The 25,688-nt window shown below is 42.0% G+C and carries 25 protein-coding genes; 15 read left to right on the forward strand and 10 right to left on the reverse strand.

Annotation, left to right across the window (positions count from 1 at the left end; translation table 4 throughout):
* Positions 1-2: 2 nt before the first annotated feature.
* The 6 genes from CSE00_RS01845 to CSE00_RS01870 all read right to left on the reverse strand — a co-directional run bounded on the left by CSE00_RS01845 (position 3) and on the right by CSE00_RS01870 (position 8,644).
* The gene (locus CSE00_RS01845; RefSeq protein ID WP_127942882.1) at positions 3-827 is read right to left on the reverse strand and encodes a DnaA ATPase domain-containing protein; all 825 of its coding nucleotides are present in this window, start codon (positions 825-827) and stop codon (positions 3-5) included.
* Positions 827-1,741 carry a hypothetical protein gene (locus tag CSE00_RS01850; protein ID WP_127942883.1) on the reverse strand — a complete coding sequence of 305 codons (915 nt, stop codon included), beginning with the start codon at positions 1,739-1,741 and terminating at the stop codon, positions 827-829. The genes CSE00_RS01845 and CSE00_RS01850 overlap by 1 nt, the downstream gene beginning before the upstream one ends.
* Before the next feature lie 213 nt (positions 1,742-1,954).
* On the reverse strand, positions 1,955-2,848 hold the full coding sequence (locus CSE00_RS01855) for a 5'-3' exonuclease H3TH domain-containing protein (protein ID WP_161565536.1): 894 nt from the start codon (positions 2,846-2,848) through the stop codon (positions 1,955-1,957).
* Entirely contained in the window at positions 2,835-5,753 is a 2,919-nt protein-coding gene (gene dnaE / locus CSE00_RS01860; RefSeq protein WP_127942885.1) for a DNA polymerase III subunit alpha, read from the reverse strand. The genes CSE00_RS01855 and dnaE overlap by 14 nt, the downstream gene beginning before the upstream one ends.
* Before the next feature lie 58 nt (positions 5,754-5,811).
* Positions 5,812-6,972, reverse strand: a complete 1,161-nt coding sequence (thiI, locus tag CSE00_RS01865; protein WP_127942886.1) for a tRNA uracil 4-sulfurtransferase ThiI — start codon at positions 6,970-6,972, stop codon at positions 5,812-5,814.
* Complete coding sequence (locus CSE00_RS01870) at positions 6,965-8,644, reverse strand: septation ring formation regulator EzrA (RefSeq protein ID WP_127942887.1); 1,680 nt, start codon at positions 8,642-8,644, stop codon at positions 6,965-6,967. Before CSE00_RS01870 ends, thiI begins: the two co-directional genes overlap by 8 nt.
* Positions 8,645-8,749: 105 nt before the next feature.
* Between CSE00_RS01870 and CSE00_RS01875 the strand changes: the two genes are divergently transcribed.
* From CSE00_RS01875 to rpsD, 3 genes are all read left to right on the forward strand, one after another.
* The gene (locus CSE00_RS01875) at positions 8,750-9,355 is read left to right on the forward strand and encodes a hypothetical protein (protein WP_127942888.1); all 606 of its coding nucleotides are present in this window, start codon (positions 8,750-8,752) and stop codon (positions 9,353-9,355) included.
* Positions 9,345-11,204 (forward strand): PTS transporter subunit EIIC, encoded by a 1,860-nt coding sequence (locus CSE00_RS01880; RefSeq protein WP_161565537.1) that lies wholly within the window; start codon positions 9,345-9,347, stop codon positions 11,202-11,204. Before CSE00_RS01875 ends, CSE00_RS01880 begins: the two co-directional genes overlap by 11 nt.
* 192 nt (positions 11,205-11,396) lie before the next feature.
* Positions 11,397-11,996: a 30S ribosomal protein S4 gene (gene rpsD, locus CSE00_RS01885; protein WP_127942889.1), complete on the forward strand. Its 600-nt coding sequence runs from the start codon at positions 11,397-11,399 to the stop codon at positions 11,994-11,996.
* Between the two features lie 9 nt (positions 11,997-12,005).
* Here the strand turns inward: rpsD and tyrS are convergent, their stop codons facing one another.
* Genes tyrS through CSE00_RS01900 form a run of 3 tightly spaced genes read right to left on the reverse strand, consistent with a single transcriptional unit; the run spans position 12,006 to position 13,969 of the window.
* Positions 12,006-13,232 (reverse strand): tyrosine--tRNA ligase, encoded by a 1,227-nt coding sequence (gene tyrS, locus CSE00_RS01890; protein ID WP_127942890.1) that lies wholly within the window; start codon positions 13,230-13,232, stop codon positions 12,006-12,008.
* Positions 13,233-13,237: 5 nt separating this feature from the next.
* Positions 13,238-13,615, reverse strand: coding sequence for a hypothetical protein (locus tag CSE00_RS01895; protein WP_127942891.1), 378 nt, complete (start codon positions 13,613-13,615; stop codon positions 13,238-13,240).
* The gene (locus CSE00_RS01900; RefSeq protein WP_127942892.1) at positions 13,616-13,969 is read right to left on the reverse strand and encodes a hypothetical protein; all 354 of its coding nucleotides are present in this window, start codon (positions 13,967-13,969) and stop codon (positions 13,616-13,618) included.
* Between the two features lie 105 nt (positions 13,970-14,074).
* Here CSE00_RS01900 and ffh point away from each other — a divergent pair, with 105 nt between their 5' ends.
* From ffh to CSE00_RS01930, 6 genes are read left to right on the forward strand one after another with little or no spacing between them, the layout of a single operon-like run.
* Positions 14,075-15,415, forward strand: coding sequence for a signal recognition particle protein (ffh, locus tag CSE00_RS01905; protein ID WP_127942893.1), 1,341 nt, complete (start codon positions 14,075-14,077; stop codon positions 15,413-15,415).
* A 13-nt stretch (positions 15,416-15,428) separates the two neighbouring features.
* Positions 15,429-15,722, forward strand: coding sequence for a hypothetical protein (locus CSE00_RS01910; protein WP_127942894.1), 294 nt, complete (start codon positions 15,429-15,431; stop codon positions 15,720-15,722).
* A 60-nt stretch (positions 15,723-15,782) separates the two neighbouring features.
* Positions 15,783-16,904, forward strand: coding sequence for a (d)CMP kinase (gene cmk, locus CSE00_RS01915; protein ID WP_127942895.1), 1,122 nt, complete (start codon positions 15,783-15,785; stop codon positions 16,902-16,904).
* Entirely contained in the window at positions 16,897-18,195 is a 1,299-nt protein-coding gene (gene der, locus CSE00_RS01920) for a ribosome biogenesis GTPase Der (RefSeq protein ID WP_127942896.1), read from the forward strand. Before cmk ends, der begins: the two co-directional genes overlap by 8 nt.
* An 8-nt stretch (positions 18,196-18,203) precedes the next feature.
* Positions 18,204-19,196 (forward strand): NAD(P)H-dependent glycerol-3-phosphate dehydrogenase, encoded by a 993-nt coding sequence (locus CSE00_RS01925; protein WP_127942897.1) that lies wholly within the window; start codon positions 18,204-18,206, stop codon positions 19,194-19,196.
* 51 nt (positions 19,197-19,247) lie between these two features.
* A complete protein-coding gene (locus CSE00_RS01930) occupies positions 19,248-19,523 on the forward strand; it encodes an HU family DNA-binding protein (RefSeq protein ID WP_201736476.1) in 276 nt (91 codons plus the stop codon).
* 22 nt (positions 19,524-19,545) lie between these two features.
* Here the strand turns inward: CSE00_RS01930 and CSE00_RS01935 are convergent, their stop codons facing one another.
* Positions 19,546-20,070, reverse strand: a complete 525-nt coding sequence (locus tag CSE00_RS01935; protein WP_161565538.1) for a Holliday junction resolvase RecU — start codon at positions 20,068-20,070, stop codon at positions 19,546-19,548.
* A gap of 162 nt (positions 20,071-20,232) precedes the next feature.
* Between CSE00_RS01935 and rpsB the strand changes: the two genes are divergently transcribed.
* From rpsB to ruvB, 6 genes are all read left to right on the forward strand, one after another.
* Positions 20,233-21,240 carry a 30S ribosomal protein S2 gene (rpsB, locus tag CSE00_RS01940; RefSeq protein ID WP_127942899.1) on the forward strand — a complete coding sequence of 336 codons (1,008 nt, stop codon included), beginning with the start codon at positions 20,233-20,235 and terminating at the stop codon, positions 21,238-21,240.
* A complete protein-coding gene (tsf, locus tag CSE00_RS01945; protein ID WP_127942900.1) occupies positions 21,218-22,120 on the forward strand; it encodes a translation elongation factor Ts in 903 nt (300 codons plus the stop codon). Before rpsB ends, tsf begins: the two co-directional genes overlap by 23 nt.
* A gap of 12 nt (positions 22,121-22,132) precedes the next feature.
* Entirely contained in the window at positions 22,133-23,425 is a 1,293-nt protein-coding gene (locus CSE00_RS01950; protein WP_127942901.1) for a thymidine phosphorylase, read from the forward strand.
* A gap of 68 nt (positions 23,426-23,493) precedes the next feature.
* Positions 23,494-24,117 (forward strand): uracil phosphoribosyltransferase, encoded by a 624-nt coding sequence (gene upp / locus CSE00_RS01955; RefSeq protein WP_127942902.1) that lies wholly within the window; start codon positions 23,494-23,496, stop codon positions 24,115-24,117.
* A gap of 47 nt (positions 24,118-24,164) precedes the next feature.
* Entirely contained in the window at positions 24,165-24,731 is a 567-nt protein-coding gene (ruvA, locus tag CSE00_RS01960; RefSeq protein WP_127942903.1) for a Holliday junction branch migration protein RuvA, read from the forward strand.
* Complete coding sequence (gene ruvB, locus CSE00_RS01965; RefSeq protein WP_161565539.1) at positions 24,715-25,659, forward strand: Holliday junction branch migration DNA helicase RuvB; 945 nt, start codon at positions 24,715-24,717, stop codon at positions 25,657-25,659. The genes ruvA and ruvB overlap by 17 nt, the downstream gene beginning before the upstream one ends.
* Positions 25,660-25,688 lie beyond the last annotated feature (29 nt).

Raw genomic sequence — 25,688 nt, forward strand, 5'->3', positions numbered from 1 at the left:
ATTTAAACGTCATTATTTTTGAGCTCGAGCGGCTCAGAAAGTTGGATAATTTTGCTAATCAAAGCTTGGGCTTTGTGAAGTTCGGGTAGTCGCTGGTTTTGGGTTTTAGCTTGGATTTGTAAAAGTTTTTCAACTGAGTAAGGTGAACTAAAAAAAGTTGGTTTTTGTTTTTCTAAGCGGTAGGCAAAAATTTGGTATAAAAATTCGTCGCGAAACCAGGGCGCGATAATTTCGTTACCAATGTCATCACAAAAGAGAAAGTCAACATTTTTGAGCAAATTTTTTAAATTATCGTACTCTTCGTTTTGTTGAAAAGCCCGGCGAACGTAATTAACTAGGTCGGGCACAAAAACGTAGCCGACTTCGTAGTTTGTTTTGGCTAACTTTTTCACAATTCTTTTAAGGATAAAAGTTTTTCCCGATCCGTGTTTGCCCCAGAGGTAAAGCCCTTTTTTGCTTTGGTCAGGGTTAGCAAAAAAACCACGGATCCAATTTCCAACTTGAGCCCGACTTGGTTTAACTCAAAAATCCTTGTGATTTTCAAAGTCAATCGCTTGGATGTGATTAGTGACGATTCTCTTTAGGTAGAGATCTTTTTGCCCTTGGGGCGAAAGCACTTCCATCCGACGCACTTGTCCGCTGTCAGTTAAGTAAAAAGAAGTCCAGTAAGGTTGATCGGGACTTTCGGTCTGCTCGCTCATGTCAATCATGATCGGAATTGCTTCGATCATTTGCTGGTCGGTTAAATTAAGTTCCTGCACCCGCTTAGCAATTCGCTCGTTTTGGAGCAGTTCGGCCAAAATTTCTTGAACATTGAAATCGTTCATTAGAATTCTCCCAAGTCTTCAAACAGTTTTTTCAAGTTAATTTTTTGTTGTCCCTTTGGCGTTGAATCGCAAGTTTCTATCAAAGTATCGGTGGAGTTAAAAATTAGTTTGGATTCGCGTGCTCGAGTTAGTTCGCTTTGCACTTCTTGAAGATGGTTAATTTGCTTGTGTTTTAAATCTTGAGCAATTTTGAGAACGTGATTAGCAATTACTTTGCCGTCGTTAACTTCAAAAGAGTAGTGAATGATCGTGTTGACGATCGGACTTAAATAGCCGAGTTTATTAATTTGCTCTAAAACCGCGAGCAGACTAGGCGAAGGTCGGCGGTTAGTAAGGTAGTGAAAGTACTGGGCACTCGGTAAAGAATTGATTGCTTCTTGGGGATTTTTAAACCGAGCGATATCAATTTCCAAGGTGTTGTCGTTAGCTTCCAAATTAAGCGCCTGAGTTCCAAACACATCCGGGAATTTAGCGGTGTTCTCAACCATTTTTTGTTTGGCAAATTGGCTTTGATCGAGACTCAAAGTTAAGTACTGGAAAAATTCGGGACTCACCTTTTTTTGGAGTAAGTTAATTAGAAGACGGTTTTCCAAAAACTTTTTTCTTTCCAGCGGACGGTTAATAACGATTAAAGTTTGCGTTTGGTCTTGGCTTACGTAAGTGCGTAGTAGACCAACTCCACCCAAAACTTGCAAGGCCGCCTCAATTTGCTTTTCGCCTATGTTTAACGCTTCACCAATGAATTGGAAAGGTAAGTAATTTTGACTTTGCCGAGCGATTTTTGCGTATCCAAGTAATTGTCGGTACAAACTGGTTGGTTCAAGACCGATAATTGGTTGGTAAAAGGTTTCTAAACAAAGCAGTTGATCTTTGTTGAGAAAGACATTTTTTTCAACGAGGAAAAATTTGGGCATCAGTAGTTTAAGTCCAATCTAGCGGATTTGAGAATTAGGAACAAATTAACTATAACATTGCCCTAATTAGTCCCACTTATTTCCTCAAAAATGACTTAATTTTTCCTAGGTTATCCACACCCAGAGGGTCTTAAAAGGCCGGTAAAACCGATGTTTAATGGTCAAAATTGACTTATTAACACCCGTATTTTGTGAAAAAATGACCCTCTAAATTTAAACCGGGTCAATTTCGGCTTTCAACTTGTTAACCAGCGAGAATAATTCGTATTTTTGAAAGAATTTAATCCCAAAAAAGACGTTTTTTGATTCGTATTTAAGTTCGTCAAGTTCAAAAGGCACTTGGAGTTGGTTTTCCAACTTTACCAATTGGCGCGTCAAAAAAGCTTGCTTTTGGTCTTTGACCAGTTTTTTTGCTACTCCAGGCGGTAAATCCGGTAGGTGGTCGTAGATTTTTTCTAACGATTGGTATTCTTGTAGCAACTTAAGCGCCGTTTTTGGGCCGATGCCGGTGATGCCTGGTAAATTATCGGAACTATCACCGACCAGACTTTTGTAATCCACGATTTGCTCGGGCACTAATCCAGTGTGTTGCCTAAAGTTTTCAAGATCTAGAACGATCGGTTTTTTGCGTCCGCTTTGGGGCGCGATTAGACTTACGCCGGGCGATACGAGTTGTCAAAGGTCGCGGTCTCCAGAAAAAACTGTCATTGTCAGTTTGTTTTGGTACTTATTTACGATGCTAGCGATCAAGTCATCGGCTTCGTAACCTTCCAAAGCATAATGTTTGATTTTCAAACTGTCAAGCATTTCGTACATGATTGGAAATTGGAGTTGGAGCGCCTCAGGCGCCTTGGTTCGGTTAGATTTGTACCGCTCGCACATTTGGTGCCGCTTGGTTTTCTTGCCGGTGTCAAAAGCGACAAACAGGTAATCGGGCTGATGGGTAAAAACTAAGTTAATCATCATGCGTCCAAAAGTTAAAAGTGCGTTAACTGGTAAATCAGAGGAGTTAGTCAAAATTTCTCTGCCCGGCGTCATGGTTCCGTAGTAGGCTCGAAAAAATAAGGAGTTGCCGTCTACGAGCACCATTTTTTTATTGTTTATCAATTGACACTTCCTTTCACCCATCTTCCAAAGTTCAAACTAAAGTTCCTTGTCGCTGTGATCGTTTAATTTTACCTTGGTAAAGCCGCCCCGCGTTAGTGGTTTTGGCGATCTTTTTTCAGTAGGACGGAAAAACTAACACATCGGTTCCAAAGGAAGAGTCCACTAAGTAAAGCACGCCCATCCTTTGCCGGTCTTTAGTAAAGGTAGTTAACCTCTTTTCTAGTCAAACGACAATTTCGGTCGCTTTTTCAAGCGGTAGATTGATTAACTTGATTGGGCCTTCGTACGGAGAGGTAAAATAGTTACTAACTTGGAGACTAGTCGTTTCAACTTCCCACTTTGCTTGTTGGTAGTTATTGGGTGGTATTTTTTCAATCTCGGGCACCTCAGCCAAGTTTTCCTGGACTTTTCCGTCCACTAGAACCATTGACGCGTAACGGAGCAACTTACTTAAGTTATGCATTAAAGTGGTTGAATTAAGAAAAGTTCGGAAAGCATCGGCTTTAACTAGCGACTGGGTCACGCTGTCGCTCAGTTTGACAATTTTAAGCGCTTCTATAATCGTGAGCAAACTTTTAAAAGGTTTGAGTTGGCGAGCTTGAATGATTTTACTGTAAGCGGCCTGGCCAACCCCTTTAACAATCGTGAGCGGCAAAATTAAATTTTTGTTTTGGTTAATAGTTGTGTTAAGAGAGTTAACTATGTCGGGTCCCAAAGTTAAAATGCTTTTGCTTTTTGCTTCGTTAATGTAGTTGCGAATCATGGTTGGCGAGTCTAGCGATGAGTTAATAATTGCGGTGTAAAATTCGACGGGGAAACGTGCTTTTAAATAAGCGAGGCGGTAAGCCAGCATGGCGTAAGCCACGGCATGAGACTTGTTAAAACCGTAATCGGCAAATTTTTCAATGTACTGGTAAACGCGCTCAGCCAGCTCTTGGGAGTGGCCTTTTTGCTGAGCACCTAAAAAAAATTCCTTTTTCACCGAATCAAGTAGTTGGAAACTTTTTTTACTAATTGCTCAGCGCAAAACATCAGCCCGAGCGGGCGACATACCGGCAAAAAACTGGGCGATTTGAATAATTTGTTCTTGGTAAACAATGATGCCGTAAGTTGAGGCTAAAATCGGGTCAATGCTTGGATCCAGTTTGGCGATTGGCTGGCCCATTTTGCCCGCTACGTAAAGGTCAATGTTATCCATTGGTCCGGGTCGGTAGAGCGAAATAATCGCGATCACATCGTTAAGCGAAGATACTTGCACTTTTTGGAGCGTTTTTTTCATTCCGAACGATGATTCAAGTTGAAAAATGCCGCTCGTGTCACCGGCGGTTAAAAGTTTGTTAGTAGCCGGATCGTCAAAGGGAATTTTGCGGAGGTTAATTTTTTTCTGGTAGTTTTCTTGGACTTCCTTTTGAATCGCTTGTAAAACTGTTAAGTTACGTAGCCCAAGAATATCAATCTTGAGCAGACCCTGGTCGTCTAAGTAATCCATGGAAAATTGAATTTGGGTTAAGTTTTGGTAACCACTTAAAGTCGGCGCTCGACTAGTGATCGGTTTTCTGTTTAAGACTACCCCAGCCGCGTGAGTTCCCAACTGACGGGGCAAGCCTTCGATTAAAGCGGCTTTAGCAACGAGCGACTGAAGTGTTTTGTTTTGGTCAACGATTATTTTGTAGGCTTTGACGTGGCGGTAAGTTTGATCCAGAGTGAAGTTATGCGGCACAAGGCGAGTTAACTGCTCGACCAAGGCGATGTTAAGACCTAAAAATCTCCCAACATCCCGGAGGGCCATTTTGGCACCCAATCTTTGGAAAGTGGTAATTAGGGCCACGTTTTCAAAACCGTATTTTTTAAACAGGTATTCGATGATTTCAAGCCGTCGGTTATCTTGAAAATCAATGTCAATGTCGGGCAAAGTGCTTCTCTCTAAGTTCAGAAAACGTTCAAAAACTAAGTCAAATTGGATTGGATCAACTTCGGTGATCATCAGAAGGTAAACTACCAGCGAACCAGCCGCGGAACCTCGACCTGGACCGACTAAAATATTTTGGCTTTTGGCTCAAGCCACCAAATCGTGAATGATTAAAAAGTAGTTAGCAAACCCGAGTTTATTGATTACCGCGATTTCTTTTTCGGCTCGCTTGACGTAAACGGATTTAGTTTTAGAATCCAGTCCCATCTCGTCAATTTTTTGCCGAACTAACTGATCCAGAAATTTTTCCGGACTTTCTGAGGCGCCTATTTCAAAAGGAGGTAAATCTATTTTTAATTCGGGTAAGTTGAGGTTAACTTGACTAACTAAATCAATCGCCCTTTGAACGGCCGGGTGTTTTTCAGACACGTTAACTGGGTAAGGTTTAAATTTGAGCGGAGCTTTCCCGAAGCGATTGTCAATGCTTCGGAGAATTTCTAAAACGTCGTTTTCTTTTTCTGAGTTAAGAATCCGTGTTTCGGGCACATAAACCGCTCCGCTTATTTCGCTAGCCGGATCATCAACTCCCACCCAGTAATTATCCAAAGCAAGTTTTTCTCGAAAACGAGCGTAGTAGCCTAGTCGGGGGTGATCAATCACGAACAAGTTTTTGGCATCAATGTCAGTTAAGGCGATAGTTTGGTTGTGCATTTTTCGCGACGAAAGACGCACTAACTCTAAGTAACCGGCGTAATTTTGGGCGATTAAAATGAGCTGGTAATCTTCTAAGTCTAGGTCAAGACCAACGACTGGTTTGATTTGGTTTTGCCGACACTTGTGAATAAATTCGCTCACGCCGTGCAAAACATTGTGGTCCGTGATGGCCAATGCTTTGAGTTTTTTATCTTGGGCAAAGTTAATTAAGTTGTCAATTTTAATCGTTGATTCAAGCAAAGAATACTCGGTTGCGGTGTGAAGAGATGTAAAACTGACCATAGTGTAATTATAGTGAGAATAATTTGAGCAATTAGCAGGTTAACCGATCCAAGAAAAATTAAAATTCTTGGCGGGTAAAATCGTAAATTTGCGAGTGCTTTGTTAGGGCATCTTTTTCGAGTTGATCCAAGAGAGGCGCCATTTTTTGTTCCAATTTTTGGGCGACCACATCTTTGGGTTGGGTGATTGGATTAGTCGGCGCAAAAAGTTCACAAGTTTCCTGAGCGGGCAAAATTGAAAACTCGTAAGTCCCATATTTTTTAGCTTTGGCAATTATTTCTATTTTGTCAAAAGTTAAAAGAGGCCGATAAATTGGCATTCTAGTTTGGGAAGAGATAGTTGCAATTGACTCCAAAGTTTGCGAAGCCACCTGGCCAAGACTTTCTCCGTTGGAAATACCAAGGTATTTTTCTCTTTGGCAAATTTGATCAGCGATGCGGTAAAAAGATCTTCGCATTAAATTAATTCGGTAATTTGATTTTTCGGTCAGCAAAATCAAATTTAACAACTTAGAGAAATCGACTTGGAAAAGCCGCGCTGAATTTTGGTAGCGAGTGCAAAACTGAATAATTTCGTGAACTTTAGCGGCACTTTTTTGGTCGGTGCTTGGTGGCGTGATAAAGTTGAGAAAATCCACGTGAACTCCTCTTTTCATCATTTCTAAAGCTGCCACGGGCGAATCTATTCCGCCCGAAATCAAGTGCAAAGTTTTGCCGTTTATCCCGGTGGGCAAGCCGCCTAATCCGACTCATCTTTCCCAAAATAAGTAGGCTTGCTGTTTACGAATTTCTACTTCCAAGTTTAAGTCAGGATTTTTAAGGTCAACTCGTCACTCGGGTTTTCTCAGGCTAACAATTGTGCCGAGCTGCTTTTCAAGCGCGCTCGTACGATGGGGGTAATCTTTTCAATGACGGTTGACGCTAACTCGAAAAGTGCTCACTTCGGATGGCAAATTAACTTTTTGAGTCGTTGACTTTAATTTTTCTAACTGGTGGCTGACGCTTTGGACGGGAGAATAAGAACTAATTCCAAAAACGTAGCGCAGTTTCTCTAAGTTAGATTGACTGTAAGGAACAAAGATGCGGTCAAATTCGCTGCTAACTTTGGTGCCCAAACTGATCCGAATGTTTTTCACCAGTTGAGCCATAAATTCACGGCGATTTTTACCTTTTAAAGTTAACTCACCTAGGCGAACTAAAATTAGGTCGTACTTAAGCATACTTAACTTCTCCTAGGTAAGCAATAATTCCGTTCAAGGCATCGCTGTATTGGCCGGCCATAAAATCTTTTTCGGCTTTTGACAACACATAAGCTAAACGTTTGTTTAAACCGCGTTGAATTGATAGTTCCTTAATCATGTTTTTAGCCATGCGAGCGATTTGCAAATCCAAGTTAACTGCTTGGTAAAGTTTAGCGATTTGCTTGGTCAGTTGGTCAATTTTTTCGCTAGTTTCCCGGTCAATTTCGTTTTCAAGACTGAGCGGATTAATTTGGGAGACTTGCGCCAGTAAGTTGGTAAGACTTTTTTTTCTTTCCGCGTTAAGAGCAATTTTATGAGTGCGCATTTCAAAAACAAGTTCTTCTAAAGCCGACTTTAGTTGTCGGAATTTGTTTTGGTATTTGATTGATTTAACACTTAGGTCTCAAATTAATTTTTCGCAGTGCTTGGCCAAAGTCACCATTTTCCCGATTTGTAAAACGATTGCTTTCATTTGTTCAATTTTGCGAAGAGGCGAAAAATTTTCCTGAGTGAGCGATTTTTTTCACTCTTGGTAGTTGGCTAGTGTGACCTTATTTTGTCGATCCAACGCATCAAAGTTATCAAGCAACTCATGTCCGATCTGTTTGCCTTGTTCCACGGCAGACCGGTACATTTGCCGTAGTTTCTGGATGTGATCTTGGAGTTTTTTAAACTCGCTCGCTAAACTTGGGTAGTGTTTTTTGAAAAGTTTTTGCGACTCAACTTCAACGTAAAATTCTTTTTCAAACTTACTAATCATTTGGTGGCATCCGATCACAGAAAGTTTGCATTTTTCTAAGTTAAGATTTTCAAAGTAAAGCCGGGCTTGTTGGTGGACTTTGACAATTTTCTTAATCTTATTTTCAACGCCGGCAGTCCGATTCGAATTTTTTCCGAAGCGGTTTTGGTAACTTTTAACTAGTTTTGACACGCGCTCGGGCACGCGGGAATAAAGGTGGTTACGGATAACCGGCGCCTGGTCAATTGTGATAGCTAAATCTAAGATGGCTTGTTCGTACTTGTTTAACCATTTTAAAGACGCGCGGTTTTTGCCTAGGTCAAGCGTTTGTTCAAACTCTTTTTCGTAATCGTTAAGAGTTTGGAGTGTTTTGTCAATTTTGTGGGCGACTGGGTTAAGCAGCACGCGGTGGTCGCGGTACTGTTTGATAATTGTTCTCAAATTGTTTTTAAGGTAAATCATTTCGGCTCGAATGAATTGGTTTTTGCGCGTGAACTGGTTAGCGATTTTTTCAAATTTATCGCCGCTTTTTTCAAAAATTTCCACTTGGGAACGTAAGTGAGTCATGCCGACTTTGAATTCTTTTCGCGACAGGCGGTAGGCTTGTTTTTGAAAAGCTTTAAAAGCAACTCGGGCGTTTTTGTGATTATTTTCAATTTCGTCGTAAGAATTGATTAACTCTTCGAGCAAAGGCTGGTACTCGCTATTTGACTGCGCAATCCGTTTAATTTGGACAATCACCCGGTCGGCTTTGAGCAAAATTCCCGCGTTTAGACGAGTTTCAATTTTGTGTAGTCAGTTATTTCTGAGTTTGCGCTGACCGTTAAAACTAAAGTAGAACAGCAAAACAAAAAGCAGCAGACTTAAGAAAAAAGCGATCATGATTAACGAAATACGTAATTGCGGAGACATGGAGACATTATATGGTCTCGGAGAACTTTTTTAGACTTGGTTAAACCGCCATTCTTTGCGTTATTATTTTTTTACTGATTAAATGAGGATGGAGTACCAAAGAAAATGAAAATTTTTAGTTTTTTGAACCGGTTCAAAAATTTAAAAACGGGAGCCAAGGTTTACGTAATTTTGTGGTTTTTGACCGGTCTTTTTTTAGTATCTTTAGTGGTAGTTTTTGTGACTTTAGCGTCCGCTAGCCAAGCTCGGCGAGAAGAGGGTCGTTGAAAAATTGGCTACACCGATCAAATGAACGCTTACTTAGCTGATCCAAACACAACAGCTGAGGCGGCAGCGGGCATCATTGCACCCGAAAAAATTAACGTAACCAGAAGCGTACGTGAAGGTTATGAGCCGATTGAAGGTGTTGTGACTTTAGCCGATCTTTTAACCGAAAAATCAGCTAACTTACATTACGACTTAACGGGCGAAAACGCTCCGCTTGGAAACACGGTTTTTTTAGCCGACCAAAGTGGCGAATGACACAAAGTATCCGTTTGGCGTTTAACAGAGTGGCCAACTAGTCCCACCATGATGGCTCAAATAGCGCAAAACATTCAAGCCGGCGTGGCGCTTGTTTTCGTCTTGTTTTTAACTGCGGCGATTTTTACCACCGTGGGAGTTTCTGTTTACCAAAAAAAATCTGCCAAGGCGGTAACTCATGGGTCTTAAAACTATTTCGGCAAAGTTTAGTTTGGGGCGCTCAGTTGCCTTTTTAGGTCGGATTGGCAAGGCACTAATGTTTCCGATTGCTGTGCTACCAATCGCGGCTTTACTTTTGAGGATTGGCGCGCAAGTACCCCAAGACACGACTTTTAGCGCTTTTGTTCACCAAATAATTTTCGGAGCCGGCAACATCGTGTTTGCTAATTTACCGATTATTTTTGCGATTGGAGTTGGTTTTGGACTAACCAAAGATAACCGCGGCGAAGCGGCTTTGAGTGCTTTTCTCGGCATGGCTCTTTTAGCGGTTTTGATGCGAAGTGATGGGGTTGATTTGCCTGATAAAATCTACGGGTCAATTAACTTTTCTTTGGCACCGGGCACCGATGCTTCGGCGAGCGGTTTTCACCGAATTTTCGGTTCTAAGTACAACGCCATTTTAGCCGAAAACGTGCTTAATGGAATTGTGGCAGGCTCTTTAGTGGCCTGACTTTACAACCGGTTTAACGGAGCGGTTTTACCTAAGGTGCTGGGATTTTTCTCAGGACGTCGTTTAATCCCGGTTTTGTCAATTATGAGCGTTTTAATTTTAGGGGTTGCTTACGCAGTGATTTACCCTTGGGTGGGGTACTTGATTTACCGCTTCTCCCTTTCGCTATCTAGCGCGACTGGTCAGCGTTATGCTAACGCGGGCATAATGGGGATTTACGTCTTAATTAACCGTTTACTGATTCCTTTCGGACTTCACCACATACCTAACACAATGTTTTGGTTTCAACTTGGTGAGCACACTGATCACTTTGGTAACCTAGTGCAAGGCGACATTAACATTTTCATTTCCGGAGTCGCCAAAGGTAACACAGCTGGCACTTTTCAATCCGGTTTTTTCCCGATGATGATGTTTGGTTTGCCAGCTTTAGTGATGGCGATTTATAAAAGAGCTCAAGACCGCGGACAAAAACAACAAGTGTTGGCGATGCTGGGCGGATCCGCTTTTGTTTCCATGCTGACTGGCATTACTGAGCCGATTGAATTCGCTTTCTTGTTTGCGGCTACGCCTCTTTTCATCGCTCACGCTTTGCTGGGCGGTCTTTTTGCTTTCATCACCGGTCTTTTCGGAATTCAGTTAGGCTTTGGTTTTAGCGCGGGTCTAATTGATTACCTTTTGTCCATCCCTAAATCGATTGAAATTATTAACGCCAACTTAAGCGGTATAAACGCCGTGTTAGCCAACCCAGGTTGAATTTTCGCGATTGGATTAGTTTGTGCTTTGTTTTACTACTTTGGCGGTCTTTGAGCCATCGGCAAGTTTAACTTTGCTACACCGGGTCGGAGCACCAACTTAATTTTCGTTGCTCAGCAAGCTCAGCCGATTAGACCTGCCACTAGCGATCAGCCGGCTTTTGTCAAAGAGCAAGCTAGTATCGCTGAGCCAGCAAAAAATACCGCGCCAACTGTCTCAGAGCCAACCGCTAACGCTGAGTCAGCAAAAAAGACTGGGTCAGTTGCTGCTGATGATCAAGCAACTAATGTTGAGCAAATTTCCAGCTCAGAGCAAACAAGCAGCATTAAACCAGAGTCAACTGATAGTCAGTCAACAATTAGTGCTCGCACAGCCCAAATCGTGCTTGCACTAGGCGGATACGACAACATCACTAATTTCCAAAACTGCGCTACTCGTCTTCGCTACGATGTTAAAGACGCTGACAAAGTTGACAGATATAAACTAATTAGTTTAGGTATTCTCGGTGTGATGAAAGTGAGCAAAACTCACGTTCAACTAGTGGTTGGTCCGCAAGTTGAAGCGCTCAACGACGAAATTATCCGTTTTAAAGATGTTGATTTAAGTCAAGTTTAAATTTGGTTAACGAGGTATTTTTTGGTAAAATCGTTCTAGCATATTTAAGCAACTTAACACTTAAGACCGCGTTATTTGCCTACGTTAGGATTGTTAGTAACTGAGCTTAAGCAGCGAACACATTTGAGGCAAATCGTCCTTGGGGAGTTAAGTTATCTTTGTATGCCTAATTCACACTAATAAGGAGACACTATGTCACGCTACACTGGTCCAGTTTTTCGTAAATCGCGCCGTTATAAGTTTTCTATTTTGGAAACTGGTAAAGAATTTGCTAAGGGCAAACAAAGAGAGTACGCGCCTGGGCAACACGGACAATCGCGTAAGAAAATGTCCGATTACGGACTTCACCTTTACGAAAAACAAAAACTAAAGTACCTTTACGGAATGAACGAGCGTCAGTTTCGTAATACTTTCAAAAAAGTTTCTAAGTTAAAAGGGATTACAGGAACAAACTTTTTAATCGCACTTGAATCAAGACTTGACAACTTGGTTTACCGTCTGGGTTTTGCTCGCAGTCGTCGCCAAGCTCGACAGTTAGTTAACCACAATCACTTTTTGTTAGATGGAAAAAAAGCCAACATACCTTCTATGTTGGTAAAAGTTGGTCAAAGCGTGGAAGTTAAACCAACTAGTCAAAAAATGGCCATTATTGAGGAAGCAACTGAAGCTCGCCAACCAGCTAGTTGACTGAGTCGTCACAAACTGGTCGGGAAATACGATCGTTTACCAGAGCGCTCAGAAATTAGCCGTGACATTAACGAGAGTTTAGTCGTTGAGTATTACTCTAAGTAATTTAGTTTTTTAGTGTTCCAGCAAATAGAAGTTGCGTTTACCCTTTTTGATGATGCTAACTTTTTTGTTAAAAAGGGACGGTTTAATTGAGTGATTAGAATCACTCACCACTTTGCCGTTAACTTCAATCGCTTTTTCAACGATTAGTTCGCGTGCTTGGCGCTTAGAAATGGCCGCTCCTGTGCTAATTAGCGCGTCAACCAAAAGACCTTTAGAAAATTTAACCGTCGGCAAACTATTGCGCAAACTCAAAAGATCGGCGGTTTTTAAAGTTTCAATTTTTTCTTCGCCAAAAAGTACGCTCGAAATTTTTTGAGCTTGCTCGGCTTCTTTTTTAGAGTGGATATCTTTGGTTACTTCGTAAGCTAGCAGTTTTTGGGCGATTCTTTTGTGCCTGTTAGAAGCGTGCCGGGTAATTGTTCGCTTAATAGTTTTGACATCCAAAAAAGTTAACCAAAGCAGCAACTTTTCAACTGCTTGGTCTTCGCTGTTAAAGAGGTACTGGTAGAGCTGGTAGGGCGAAGTTAAGTTTTTATCTAACCAAATTGCGTTACCTTCGCTTTTACCGAATTTTTCGCCCGCTTCGTTGGTGATCAGTTCGGTCATGATACCAATCGCCTGGTGGTCTTCATCAACCAGTTTGCGAATAAACTCCAGTCCGGTGGTAATGTTGCCTCACTGGTCAGAAGCGCCCAGTTGAATTCGAACATTAAATCTTTCATACATTACTTTGTAATCTCAGCCTTGAATTAGTTGGTAAGCAAATTCGGCAAACGAGAGCCCAGTTTTAACTCGTTTTTTGATAAATTCTTTGCTGAGCAAATAACTAACATTCACGCTTTTACCAACATTTCTTAAAAATTGTAAAACGCTCATGCCCTGGTAAAACTGGTAATTATCAACCACTTTAAAACCAAATTGTTTTAACTGATGGGTAATTTTTTGTTTGTTAAGTGCAATTTGCTTTTCGTTGAGCAGCGTTCTCTCGAAAGCCTTACCCGAGGGATCGCCGATCATGCCAGTGGCCCCTCCAACTAGGGCGTAGGCGCCAAAACCCTTATTTTGAAAACGTTTAAGCAAAGCAATTTGCAAATAGTTTCCTAGGTGAAGCGAACTGGCGCTCGGGTCAAAACCAACGTAAACGCCGCTTTTGTTGGTTAGTTTTTTCAGTTTCTTCCGGTTAGCGATGTCTTTAATCAACTGCCGGTTTTCTAAATCCGTGATGATTGAGTTCATAAATCTTAGGTTTGACCAGTTTTGAAGTGTTCAGAACGATGAGGTTTGCCTTTTTCAACTTCGTTAAAAGCTTGGCGAATTTTTTTAGTCGCAACGCGAATGCTTTCCTTAATGGTATCAATCGTTTTTTCTAAGTCAATTTCTGAGAGAGTAAGTTTAGCTTGCTTAACTAACTTGTCCACGTTAGCACGAACTTGACTGGAGTTTACTTCTTGTGAGCCTTGCAAAATTTCGTTCGCTTGGCGAAGCAAATCATCAACAATCGGTTTAAACGCGGATTTCTTTTTTTCTAGCACCCGCCGAACTTGTTTACCTTCTTCAGAAGTGACGTAGATGCCGCCAATTACGGCTGCCGCTATTCAAAATAGAGTTGAAATTTTCACTTACTTCTCTCCTTTTTTGCGCTTGTCTTTTTGTTCGCCCAGCGCCAACTTACGCACGCGGTCTAAAACTTTGTAAATGTCTTCTTTGTTGCGAGCCATCAGTTTAGCGAGCGATTGGATGTTTTTCCGAGCCACTACTTCAAAAACGTCCAAGTAGTTAGCCATTTTAGCAGCTGTTTCAACCGATGAGTTTAGCATTTCCGATTTGTAAGTTACATCTTCAATTAGATAATCCAGTTTTTTAATCATAATCGTTCTTCTACGCAAAGCCGCAATTCCGTAAAGAATTGCTACGATAGCCAAAATTGTGCCAATTAGGCCAATTATTAGGAGAGCAATAATGAGTTGGTTCATGGAATCGGGGCCGATTTTTTCACTGGAATTATACTTTGTAATCAGTTTTTTAAAGAATTTTAAACCTTTTTACTAAAAGTCTTTTCAACTATAATTTGGGCTAGAATGTTAGATTTTTTAGGAAAACGCCTCCAAAAGTCTTTAGCGAAAATTAAAGCTAAAACTACAATCAACGAGGCCGATATTTTAGAGGTCACCCGCGCGATCAAACTCTCTTTGCTTGAAGCAGACGTTAACCTCCAAGTTGTCCGTGACTTTGTCAAAACTGTCAAAGAAAAAGCGGTTGGATCTAATTTAATTGGCCAACTTAACGCCTCCCAGCAAATGGTTAAAATAGTCCGGGATGAATTAGTTGAGGTTTTGGGTCAAAAAAGCAAAGACGTTCCGCTTCACAGGCCAATCAATGTCGTGATGCTAACTGGTTTGCAAGGTTCTGGTAAAACTACCACAGCGGCCAAACTGGTCAGTTACTACCGTAAAAATCATCAAATCAAAAAACCGCTGTTAGTCGCCGCTGATGTTTATCGTCCGGCGGCGATTGATCAGTTAGTGACACTCGGTGAACAAAACAAAATCGCGGTTTTTTCCGAAGGTCAAGGTGATCCGCGGCAAATTGTGACTAACGCGCTTAAAAAAGCTCGCCAGGAAGAGTTTGATTTAGTCGTGATTGACACGGCTGGTCGTTTGGCAATTAACCAAGAGTTAATGCGCGAGTTAAGCGATCTTAAGAAAATCGCTCGTCCCCACCAAATTTACTTAGTAGTTGATGCTCTGGTTGGTCAAGACATAATTAACGTGGCCAAGACTTTTAACGAACAACTTGATTTAACCGGTTTTATTTTAACCAAACTTGATTCTGATGCCCGAGGAGGTGCCGCTCTTTCGCTAACTTACCTTTTGAAAATTCCGATCGTTTTAATCGGAACGGGCGAAAAAGTCGGCCAAATTGAACTTTTTCACCCCGACCGCATGGCACAAAGAGTTTTGGGCATGGGGGATGTTTTAAGTTTAATTGAGCAAGCCCAAGACGTAGTGGATGAAAAACAGTCCCAGCGCCTAATGCATCGTCTAGCTAGTGGCCGTTTTAACTTAAACGATTTGATTGACCAACTTAAGCAAATTAAAAAGATGGGTAAGATGAGCAAAATTCTCAAAATGATTCCCGGAATGAGTCAAAAAATTTCTGAGGAAAAAATCGCCAGTGCCGAGCGCAAATTAGTTACTTTTGAAATTCTCATTCAATCAATGACGAACCAAGAGCGCCTGGAGCCAAAACTACTTAAACAAGCTGCTCGCAAACAGCGAATTATGAAAGGTTCCGGTCGTTCTGCCCAAGACTACAACCTTTTAATTAACGAGTTTGACCGCATGTCTAAACAAATGAAAGATTTATCTAAATCGCTCCAAGACGGCAGTTTTAATCCGCGAAAGTTTGGGTTGACTTAAAATGGTTTGCACGTTGTGGTTAGCTACCCTAGTTGTCAGCTCTCCTACGTTAGCAAACGGAGGCGAGTGGAAAAGTTTTCATTCTGCGCAGGAGCAGCCCGAAACAAGCCCGGTTTACCTTGCCTGGTTAATCCCGCTCAGTTTAATTCCTTCGCTTACGCTCGGTCTAGTTTACTTCTTTGCTCACCGCAAAGAAAAGGAAATTGAGGAAATTAAAAAAGCCCAGTCTTTACGGCAAGATCAGCCCGAGTGGGTTGATCAAACGATTAATCTTAAAATTGACGCTAAAAATCCGCGCCAAAAGTAAGTTTTAAATGTTATTAGACTAGTTAGTCTTGACCAGACTTTTCCATATAATCAATTTACTATGTCAAATTCGGCTGTTTCGCGTTTTTCGCTCTGGAAAGAATACCGTGCCCAAATAGAGGAAAACATTAAGCTGCAAAAAGCAGTCCAAAACTCAAGCGAAAAATTTCAAATCCTTAACCGCAGACTGGTCGAGGCTTTTCCTGATTACCACCAAAAGTACCAACTTGACCAAAAGTCTTTTGCGAGCAAGCTAGCCCAGATTGATTCTCCGCCCGAGTTCACTTGTCCTAATTTGCCCGTTATTTTGGCTGAAATTGAGCGCATAGAACAAAGTTTTACGCAAGCCAAAGTTGACTTTAGCGACTTAAACTTTTCCCTAGGACGACTAACCGATTTAATTAGTGACTTGCGGAGCGGGAAAAACAAACAGAAGTTTACTCAGCACTTCGCCTCTGATGCAGACGTAACCTCTTCCCAAAGTTTTACTGCCCCGACCGCTCGACCTAGTTTTAGCGTGGCAATTGACGGACCAAGCGGAGCTGGAAAGTCGTCAGTCGCGCACCGTCTTAGTCAAATCTGAGGTCTTTTCTATCTCAACACTGGACTGCTTTACCGAGCCGTTGCTTTCAAAGTTAACGCCACCCAAACTTCGCTCGACGATCACCAAAGCATTCGCGCGCTGCTTGACCCTCAGATGATAAAACTGCGTCGTCACGAGAGAGTTTGAATGGAGGGAAAAGATGTTACTCATCAGCTTCGTTCAGACCAAATTTCTCAACTCGCCTCCCAAGTTTCAGCGCTGGACTTTGTGCGCGATTACGTCAACACCGTTCTTAAAAATTACACTTCGCAAAAAGGTTTAATTGCCGAAGGACGAGACACTACTTTCCGTGTTTTGCCCCGAGCCGAAATTAAGATTTACCTTGACACAAAGCCGGAAATTCGTGCCGAGCGCAGAGCCCAACAAAACAAAACGCTTGGCTATGAAACTGATTACCAACAAATTTTGGATCAGATTCAAACTAGAGACCACCGCGACCAAAATCGCCAATTTGATCCGCTGCAAAAAGTGCCCGACGCAACCGTAATTGACGCGTCTAATTTAAGCGTTGATCAAACGGTGCAAAAAATTAACGAAATTATTAAAAACAAACTTGGACTTAGGCCACCCCATGAATAACTTAGTGGCAATCGTTGGTCGGCCCAACGTAGGCAAGTCGACACTCTTTAACCGGTTAACCAAAACGCGTCAAGCGATCACTAGTTCTTCGCCTGGCACAACACGCGACCGTAACTTTGCCCGCGTCACCAAAGACGGAATTAGCCTCACCTTAGTTGACACCGGCGGTTTAGAAGTCAGTTCCAAGAGCGACAAAATCGCCGAGCAGACAGAGTTTGCGATTGCTCAGGCTAACGTAATTCTTTTTGTTGTTGATGGACGCAGCATTTTAGTGCCTGATGATTTACGGGTGGCAAAAATGCTTCGTAAAACTAACCGACCAGTTTTGGTGCTGGCTAACAAAATGGAGCAAAAAAATCCGCTTGATAAATCACTGTGGTCGCTCGGCTACCCAATCGTTGAAATCGCTGCTTTGCACGCAATAGGCATCCAAGATTTGTGAGATTGACTTTTACCGCGACTAGAAAAGGGTTTACTTAGTGAATCAAGTCAGGAACCCAAATTAGTCATTTTAGGTCAAACTAACGTGGGTAAGTCCTCCTTGCTAAACGCTTTGAGCGGTCAAAAGAGAGCGATAGTTTCAAGTCAAAAGCACACCACACGCGACGCGGTTAGCGAGAAAATTAATTTAGCCGGACAAGAATTTGAAATTATTGACACGGCCGGCTTAAGACGCAAGTCACGCTTAGAAGAAGACGTTGACTACTTTGCTTACCTAAGGACTCAGCGCGCGCTTGAAAGCGCCACGATTGTAGTGCTGGTTTTAGATGCGACCCAAAAGCCCAGTCATTTTGACGCTCGCATAATCGGTTACGTAGAGGAAGAGAAAAAACCGTTTTTGATTGTCGTGAACAAGTGGGATTTAGTTGGCTCTCAAATTAGTTGTCCTAAGTTCCAAAGTGAGTTGGTTAGCAAATGGCCTTTTTTAAAGTGGGTGCCAGTAGTTTGTGTTTCGGCTTTGCGAAAAGAAAAAATTGACCAGATCGGTCAAGCGCTTAGCAAAGTGCTGAGCGGTTTAAAAACTAAAATTACCACCCGTAATTTCAACGATCTACTTAACGATGTTCAAACAGTTAAACCAGCGCCGAGTTACCGCGGCAGTCGATTGGAAATATTTTTTGGTCAACAAGTTCAAGCTCGAATTCCCACTTTTAAACTTTTTGTTAACAACAAGCAGTTGGCCCATTTTTCCTACCTACGTTTCATTGAAAACCAGATTCGCCAAGTTTATCCTTTTTGAGGGGTGCCGATTCGATTTTTATTGGAAAATAAACGTCAATCAAAGGCATAATAAAAGTTATGGCTAGCGCAAAAATTTTAGTAGTCGGTAGCGGAGCGATGGGTTGTGCTATTGCCCAAGCGCTAGTTGATAAAAGCGGCGATCCGGTTTGGATTTATGGCGTGGACAAGCAGGAGTTAACTGATTTAAAAAAAGGCTATAACCGCCGCTATTTCCCAAACCACCAGTTTCATAATTTCGTAATCACGAGCGATTTAAAAGAGGCAACTCAAAACGCTAAGTACATTTTTTTAGCCGTACCTTCGCAAGTTTTGGGAGATATTTACCAAAAACTTGCCGCTTTAATCACGGTCAAAAACAAAGTTTGTCTAATTAACTTGGCCAAAGGTTTTTACCCGGGCAGCACGGAAACTGCTCACGCTTTTTTAACTAAAAAAACTCAGCAAGACCAAATTTTCCGCGGGATTGTTTCGCTTTATGGTCCTTCTTTTGCTTTGGAAATAGTTGAGCGGAAGTTAACTTTTTTAGCGGCAATTTCAGCCAGTCCAAAACTCAGCCAAGAAGTTCAGACGCTGCTCACTAACAAGTATTTAAAAGTCTTTTTAGCCAAAGACGCGCTCGGAGTGCAGACGGGCGCAATTTACAAAAATGTGGTGGCGATTGCCAGCGGGCTAGTAACTGGTCTTGGCTACGGTCTTAATGCTCAAGCGGTTGTTTTGACCCAGGGGTACCAGGAGTTAAACGTTTTAGTAAAAGCCTTGGGAGGACAAAGTAAAACCGCTGCTGGGATTAGCGGATTAGGCGACTTAATTTTAACTGCCAGTTCGGCTCAGTCGCGCAACTTCACTTACGGCCTTAAGTTAGCCAAAGACGCCTCGGCAGTCATTGACCAAACCGTTGAAGGTCTATTAGCTTTAAAAGTCTTTTTCAAAATCGCTCGGCAGAAGAAGTTAAAACTGCCGATCACCGAGGCTCTCTGAGGAATAATTCACGAGAAGCGCGATCCGCAAACGATTTTGGAATGTTTAGAATCCAAAGCAATGATTTCCTAATAAAAGCGTAAAGACTTATAATTTGAAGGGTATTTTCACTTTGGAAAGGGTATGATGAATAAAACAGAGTTAGTTGAAAAAATCTCTGAACAACTAGATTTTCACAAATCAGATGTTGAGCAAGTAGTAAACAAATTAGTCGAAGTTATCGTTGGTAGCGTGAAGAAGGGTCGCAAAGTCCACGTCAGTGGTCTTGGTTCGTTTGAAAAAATAAGACGTTCGGCACGGACAGGTATCAATCCAGCCACCGGTAAAAAAATGCAAATTCCCGCTAAAAACGCCCCTAAGTTTAAAAGCGCTAAGAATTTCAAACAGTTAGTTGCCTAATTTTTTTGGTAAGTTAAACCCGCTAGTCTGATGAGTGTCAGGTTAGTTTTTTGACACAACTTAGCAAATCTAAGTAGCCTGGGTAACGCAAGCTTGTTTCGCAGGCTACTTTTTCTATTTGGACAAGGCTATAAACACTTTGCCTGTTTTGTCTTAAAAAAGTCATTGGGACAACAAAGAAACGTGTCTGTGTTAAAAAGGCAACCAAACAAAAACTGATTCCGCCTAATTGCTCTACTTCCAGTAGATATTTTAACTGGTGGGGTTTAATTTGGTTAACCGCCCAACTGTTTTTGATCGTACTTTTAGCTTCAAAAGCGATAAATCGACCTTGAAATAAACCGTAATAGTCAGCGCGGGAACGAGCAAAAATTAGCGCGTTTGTCACTCTTTTAAAAGGCTTGGCGCGCTCAGTTTTAAAAATTTTAGTTTCTAGCGCCAACTTGTGAATCAAGGCTACTTTCTGATCTTGGTAAAGACGGATCGTTTGATTAATGATCAGTTCCCATCAAAGACCCGAATTAAGACGTTTTTTTCATACTCACACACCCTTAATTGGGAAAGATTGCCGCTTTGGGTGATTTTTAGCGACTATGCTATACTTTTTTAAACTAATAGACTAAAGCATTTACGATGCTCGCTCGGTCGTGCCCGGTCGTCCGCCAGGTTCCGAGTTTGGAGTCGTAAAGAAGACAAAACGAGGAACTACATGCATTCAGATCAACAAGATATTCAACCTACTTCCGAAAATACTTCGCCAACTGAGCAAAGTCAAAGCGGAGAAAGTTCGGAAATTGTTTCCAACAACAAACTGCTTGAAGCAGGCACTTACTTTGGACATAAAAAAGACAAGTGAAACCCTAAAATGAAGCCTTACATTTCGGCTACCAAAAAGGGTATGCACATTATTGATACTAAGAAAACCAAAAAAGCGCTTGAGTTTGCTTACGCCTTAATTGAAAGACTGAGCAGCAAAGGCGCGAGTTTTATTTTCGTTGGAACTCGAAAACAAGCCCGCGAGACAATTAAAAATAACGCTTTACGAACTAACTCCCACTACGTAGCTGACCGCTGACTAGGCGGAACGCTAACTAACGCCAAAACAATTTTTTCACGCGTTAAGTACATGGAAGATTTAGAGCAAAAAGCGAGCCAAGATTTTTCGGGTTACACCAAAAAAGAGGGACTTAAGTACGCCAAAGAATTAGAGAAGTTAAAGCGAAACCTGATCGGAATTAGGCGGATGAAAAGTAGTCCCAACATTATGATTGTGGCCGATCCAGTGCACGATAAAATCGCGGTTCGCGAAGCTCGCAAGCTAGGCGTTAAAGTGATTGGGATAGTTGACACTAATGCCGACCCTACCTTTGTGGACGTAGCTATTCCGGCTAACGATGATTCGATCAAATCAATCACGCTCATAATTACAATTTTGGCCGATGCGATTGCTAAAGCCAAAGGAGGCCAACAACTTTACGCTTACCAAGGCGACGACGCGGTTAATCTGCCCGAAGACCGTCGTGAACGTTTGGAAGATCGTCCTGGCAAAGGGCGTTTTGGTCAGCAGCGCCGTCGCAGCGCTAATTTAAAAAATTCTTCCCGGACTAGTTTTTCAAAACCAAAAGAACAAACTGCTACCTCAAGCGAATCTCCTGCCAGTTCGCGAGCTACAAGCGAGAAAGAGAGTGATCAAGATGGAACAAATCGAGAAAATTAAACAACTAAGAGAGATGACCCACGCCGGATTCTTAGATTGCAAAAAAGCACTCGAATCCACTAAGTGAGATCTTGATAAAGCGGTTGAGTTTCTTCGCAAAGCCGGGATTAGCAAAGCCGCTAAAAAAGAGTCGGCTATCGCGGCCGAAGGAGTGATCGCCATCATTTCCGACGACGACAAAATTCTCATGTTTGAAGTAAACAGTCAAACCGATTTTGTGGCTCAAAACCCGCAATTTCTAGAAGTGGTCGATGAGATCGGGATTGCGCTGATCAAAGACGCCAATCCGACCGTGGAAACGGCGCTTAAAATTAAAAATGCCGATGGTCAAAGCGTTGAGGAAATGATCACTAGTTTGAGAGCGACTTTGGGAGAAAAAATCGCTCTTCGTCGTTTAGTCCAAATTCAAAAAGAAAGCGGCAAAAGTTACGGAGTTTATTTGCACACTAACCGTAAAATCGGAGCAATCGTCGTTACCCAAGGCGGAAATGACCAGATTGCTCGCAACGTAGCCATGCACGTCGCATCAATGAACCCCGCTTATTTAGATGCTCACAGCGTCCCAAGCAAGGACCTTGCTAATCTCCGTCATGAAATTAGTGATTCGCCTGTTTTAAAAAGTAAGCCGGATAACATCAAAGAGCAAATCGCCGAAGGAATGCTCAAGAAAAAGTTAGCCGAACTGACATTAGTAGACCAGGAATTTGTGATGGAAAAAATGCCGGTGCAAACGTACCTGAAAAATCACCAAGCTAAAGCGGAGGCTATGTACCGGATGGAAGTGGGTCAAGGCATGGCTCACAAATCTTGTGATTTTGTCTCGGAAGTTCAGCAACAAATCAAAGAACACGATAAAGTTGATTCTTCTAACAAACGTTAAGTTAAAAATCTTATGAACGCAGTCGATCTAATTGAAAAAAAACGCACTGGCCAGAAATTGACAAGTTTTGAAATTGAAAAACTCGTCAATGCTTACGTCCAGGGCGTTTTACCCGACTACCAAATGGCGGCTTTTTTGATGGCCGTTATGTTTCAAGGGTTAGATGTTCAAGAGACTAGCGCTTTGACCATGGCGATGGCTCGTTCAGGCGACATTTTAGATTTATCGTCGGTTAGTCGCCCGGTCGTTGATAAACATTCAACCGGCGGAGTAGGTGATAAAGTCAGTTTAATTATCGGTCCGGTGATGGCTAGTTTAGGAGTTAGTTTTGCTAAGATGTCGGGCCGCGGTTTAGGTTACACCGGCGGCACGGCTGACAAACTAATGTCAATTCCTGGCTACAAAATTAATTTACCAAGTTCGGAATTTATTAAGCAAGTCAAAGACATCAAAATCGCTTTGATCGGTCAAAGCGGCAACATTGTCCCGGCCGATAAAAAGATTTATGCTTTGCGAGATGTTACCGCGACAGTCGAGTCAATTGCTCTCATGACCGCTTCGGTGATGTCTAAGAAAATTGCTACGGGCGCCGACGCTATTTTGCTAGACGTTAAATGCGGTGATGGCAGTTTTATGAAAGACATCCCAGCGGCTAAAAAGTTGGCTCAATTAATGATTAAAATCGGCCAAGAACTAGGCAAAAATGTGCGCGCTGAAATTTCCAACATGAGCCGACCACTTGGTAAAGCGATCGGCAACCGGATTGAAGTTTTAGAAGCGCTTAACTATCTTAGCGGTCAAGTTATTCCTGATTTAGATGAGTTAATTAAGTCTTCGTGCCAGACGCTTTTACTCCAAGCTAGGCCTTCTCTTACCTCTGAGCAAGCCGCTCAGCAAGTAAATCAGGCCATCACTCAAGGCAAAGCACTAGAGAAATTCAAAGAGTGAATGATTCGTCAAGGAGTCGATTTTGAGCACTTACGCTCGGATAATTTTTGGAAACCCAAGTACAGCCACGAAATTTTTGCCACCAGCGAAGGAGTGCTTGACATTGTAAGCGCAGTTAAGTTTGGCACTGCCGCCATGAAATTAGGGGCCGGTCGCGAAACAAAAGATCAGGAAATTGATTACGATGCCGGCATTTATTTGCACCATAAATCAGGTGAACGCGTTAAGAAGGGCGACTTACTCTTTACGCTCTATTCGTCTAATCCGATCGAAAGTTGACAAGTTGATCTCCTGGCTGACGCTTATAAGGTTGGTCAAAGTTACCAAGCCCAGCCGATGGTTTGAGCGCGAATTTAGTTTTATCTGCTTGTTATTTATTATCTGTAAGCAAAAAGTAATTTGTTAAGATTAGGTCAGAATTAGTCGTGGTAAAAATACTCAATCATCCCCTAATCAAAATTAAACTGACTAAGATGCGTGATGCAAGCACGTCGCACTTACCCTTTCGCAAAAATTTAAGCCAACTAGCATCTCTGATGGTTTACGAAGTTTTACGCAAGTACCGAGGCAAAACCAAGTGAGTTAATACGCCAACTGGTACGCGCGCCAAAGGTTTAGATTTTGACAAAGAAATCGTGATCGTACCAATTCTCCGAGCTGGACTAGGAATGGTTAACGCGATCGAGCATTTAATTCCCCAAGCGCGAATTGGTCACATCGGTATTTACCGCGACAGTAAAAACTTTCACGCGGTAGAATATTTTTACAAAATGCCACCCGTTGCATTAGATTCGGAAGTTATTATCGTTGACCCGATGCTTGCAACGGGCAATTCCGCCGTTGACGCAATCGCCAGTCTTCGTAAAAATGGATTTCAAAAAATTTCCTTGCTTTCAATTGTCGGATGCCAAGAGGGGATTGACAATGTTTTGAAACACCATCCGAAAGTTAACATTTTTTTAGCTGCTAAGGATAGCCACTTAGACGAAAATAAATACATTATTCCTGGTTTAGGCGACGCCGGTGACCGTTTGTTTGGCACGAAATAAAAATTGAATTTTCCCGACGCTTTACCAATATAAAACGGGGATATAAAATGGAAATATACCGGATTGGTAAAGTGGTAGCTGTCGGCAATTTACACATTGTTTTAGAATCGCGTTACAGCGGAGAAATAATCTACGTTGCCGATGGCAGCAAATTTACTCGCCACAAAATTCAAAAAGTTTACATTTATCGCTGCCGTAACGATTATCAGGATACGCTTTACGGTTTTAGCGATTTTCGGGAACGAAGTTTGTTTGAAGATTTAATCGCTATTTCTGGCATTGGACCCAAAAGCGCCCTGAACCTTCTTCGCTCAGGTGTTGAGTGACTAGTTAAATGCATCGTTGAGGATAGGTTGAGCCTTTTGGTCGAGAAACCGGGCATCGGTATTAAAACCGCCCGGCAAATTATTTTGGGTCTTAGAGATAAGTACGCTAACTTTGGTCAAAAAAAGTCGGTGTTCACCGAGGTCAGCAAACTCAAAGCCGCTCTTTTGTCGCTTGGCTTTAACCAAAGTCAAATTGATAAAGCGAGCGAAAAAGTTGAGAAAAGTGATTCACTGGATAAAATGGTAGAAAGCGCGATCAAAATAATTGCCCGTGAAAAATTTGCATAGACCAACGCGTTTTGACGGTTTTGTCGGCCAGGCGGAAATTAAAACCACTCTCAAAACAATGGTTAGCGCGGCCAAGCTCCGCCAACAGGCGCTAGATCACATTCTTTTTAACGCTCACCAAGGGCAAGGCAAAACGACTTTAGCGACTATTTTGGCTCACGAAACTAAAAGGCCAATTCGTTATAGTCAGGGAGCAATGCTGCGCGAAAAGTCTGAGTTGTTGCTTCTTTTGAGCGGACTAAGCGATCAACAACTCGTTTTTATCGATGAAATTCACAGTCTTAACTCTAAACTGTCGGAAATTCTTTACATTGCCATGGAAGACAGGTTAATCGATGTAGTTCTCGGCTACGGCAGCGAGCAGAAAATTATTCGGCTAGAGTTGCCGCCTTTCACGCTGATCGGAGCTACGACAAAAATCGAGCAAATTCCCTTGCCTTTCCAAAATCGCTTCGGTTTAATTGCCCAGTTCAAACCTTATTCGCTCGATGATATGATGGAAATCATTCGTCAAAATGCCCAACAATTAAAGTTGACTTTACCGAGCAAAGTCATGCGTCTTGTCGTGGATTATGCTGATCAAAATCCGCGGATTGCAATTAACATTTTGCGTCGTTTAGCTGACTTTATCGAAGTTGAAAAACCAACTTTAATTAACCCAGCATTTGTTAAAAAAGTTCTTTCGTCAATCGGTCTCCACTTGGGAGGTGTTAACCCGATTCAAATTACCTATCTCAAAGTTTTAGCCAGCTTCCCTCACCAGACATGAATATCATTGGCGACAATCGCCAAACTAGTTAATCAGAGCCCCGTTTACGTGGTTAGTCAGTTAGAGCCTCTTTTGCTCGGACACAAACTAATTGTTAAATCAACGCGTGGTCGGCAAATTAGCGAGCTCGGCCGAAAATACTTAAGCGAACCCCACTAAAAGCTCGCTGATACTTTCCTATATAATTA

The organism is Mycoplasma sp. ATU-Cv-703 (assembly GCA_004011965.1).
Taxonomy (GTDB): Bacteria; Bacillota_I; Bacilli_A; order Mycoplasmatales; family Metamycoplasmataceae; genus RYZV01.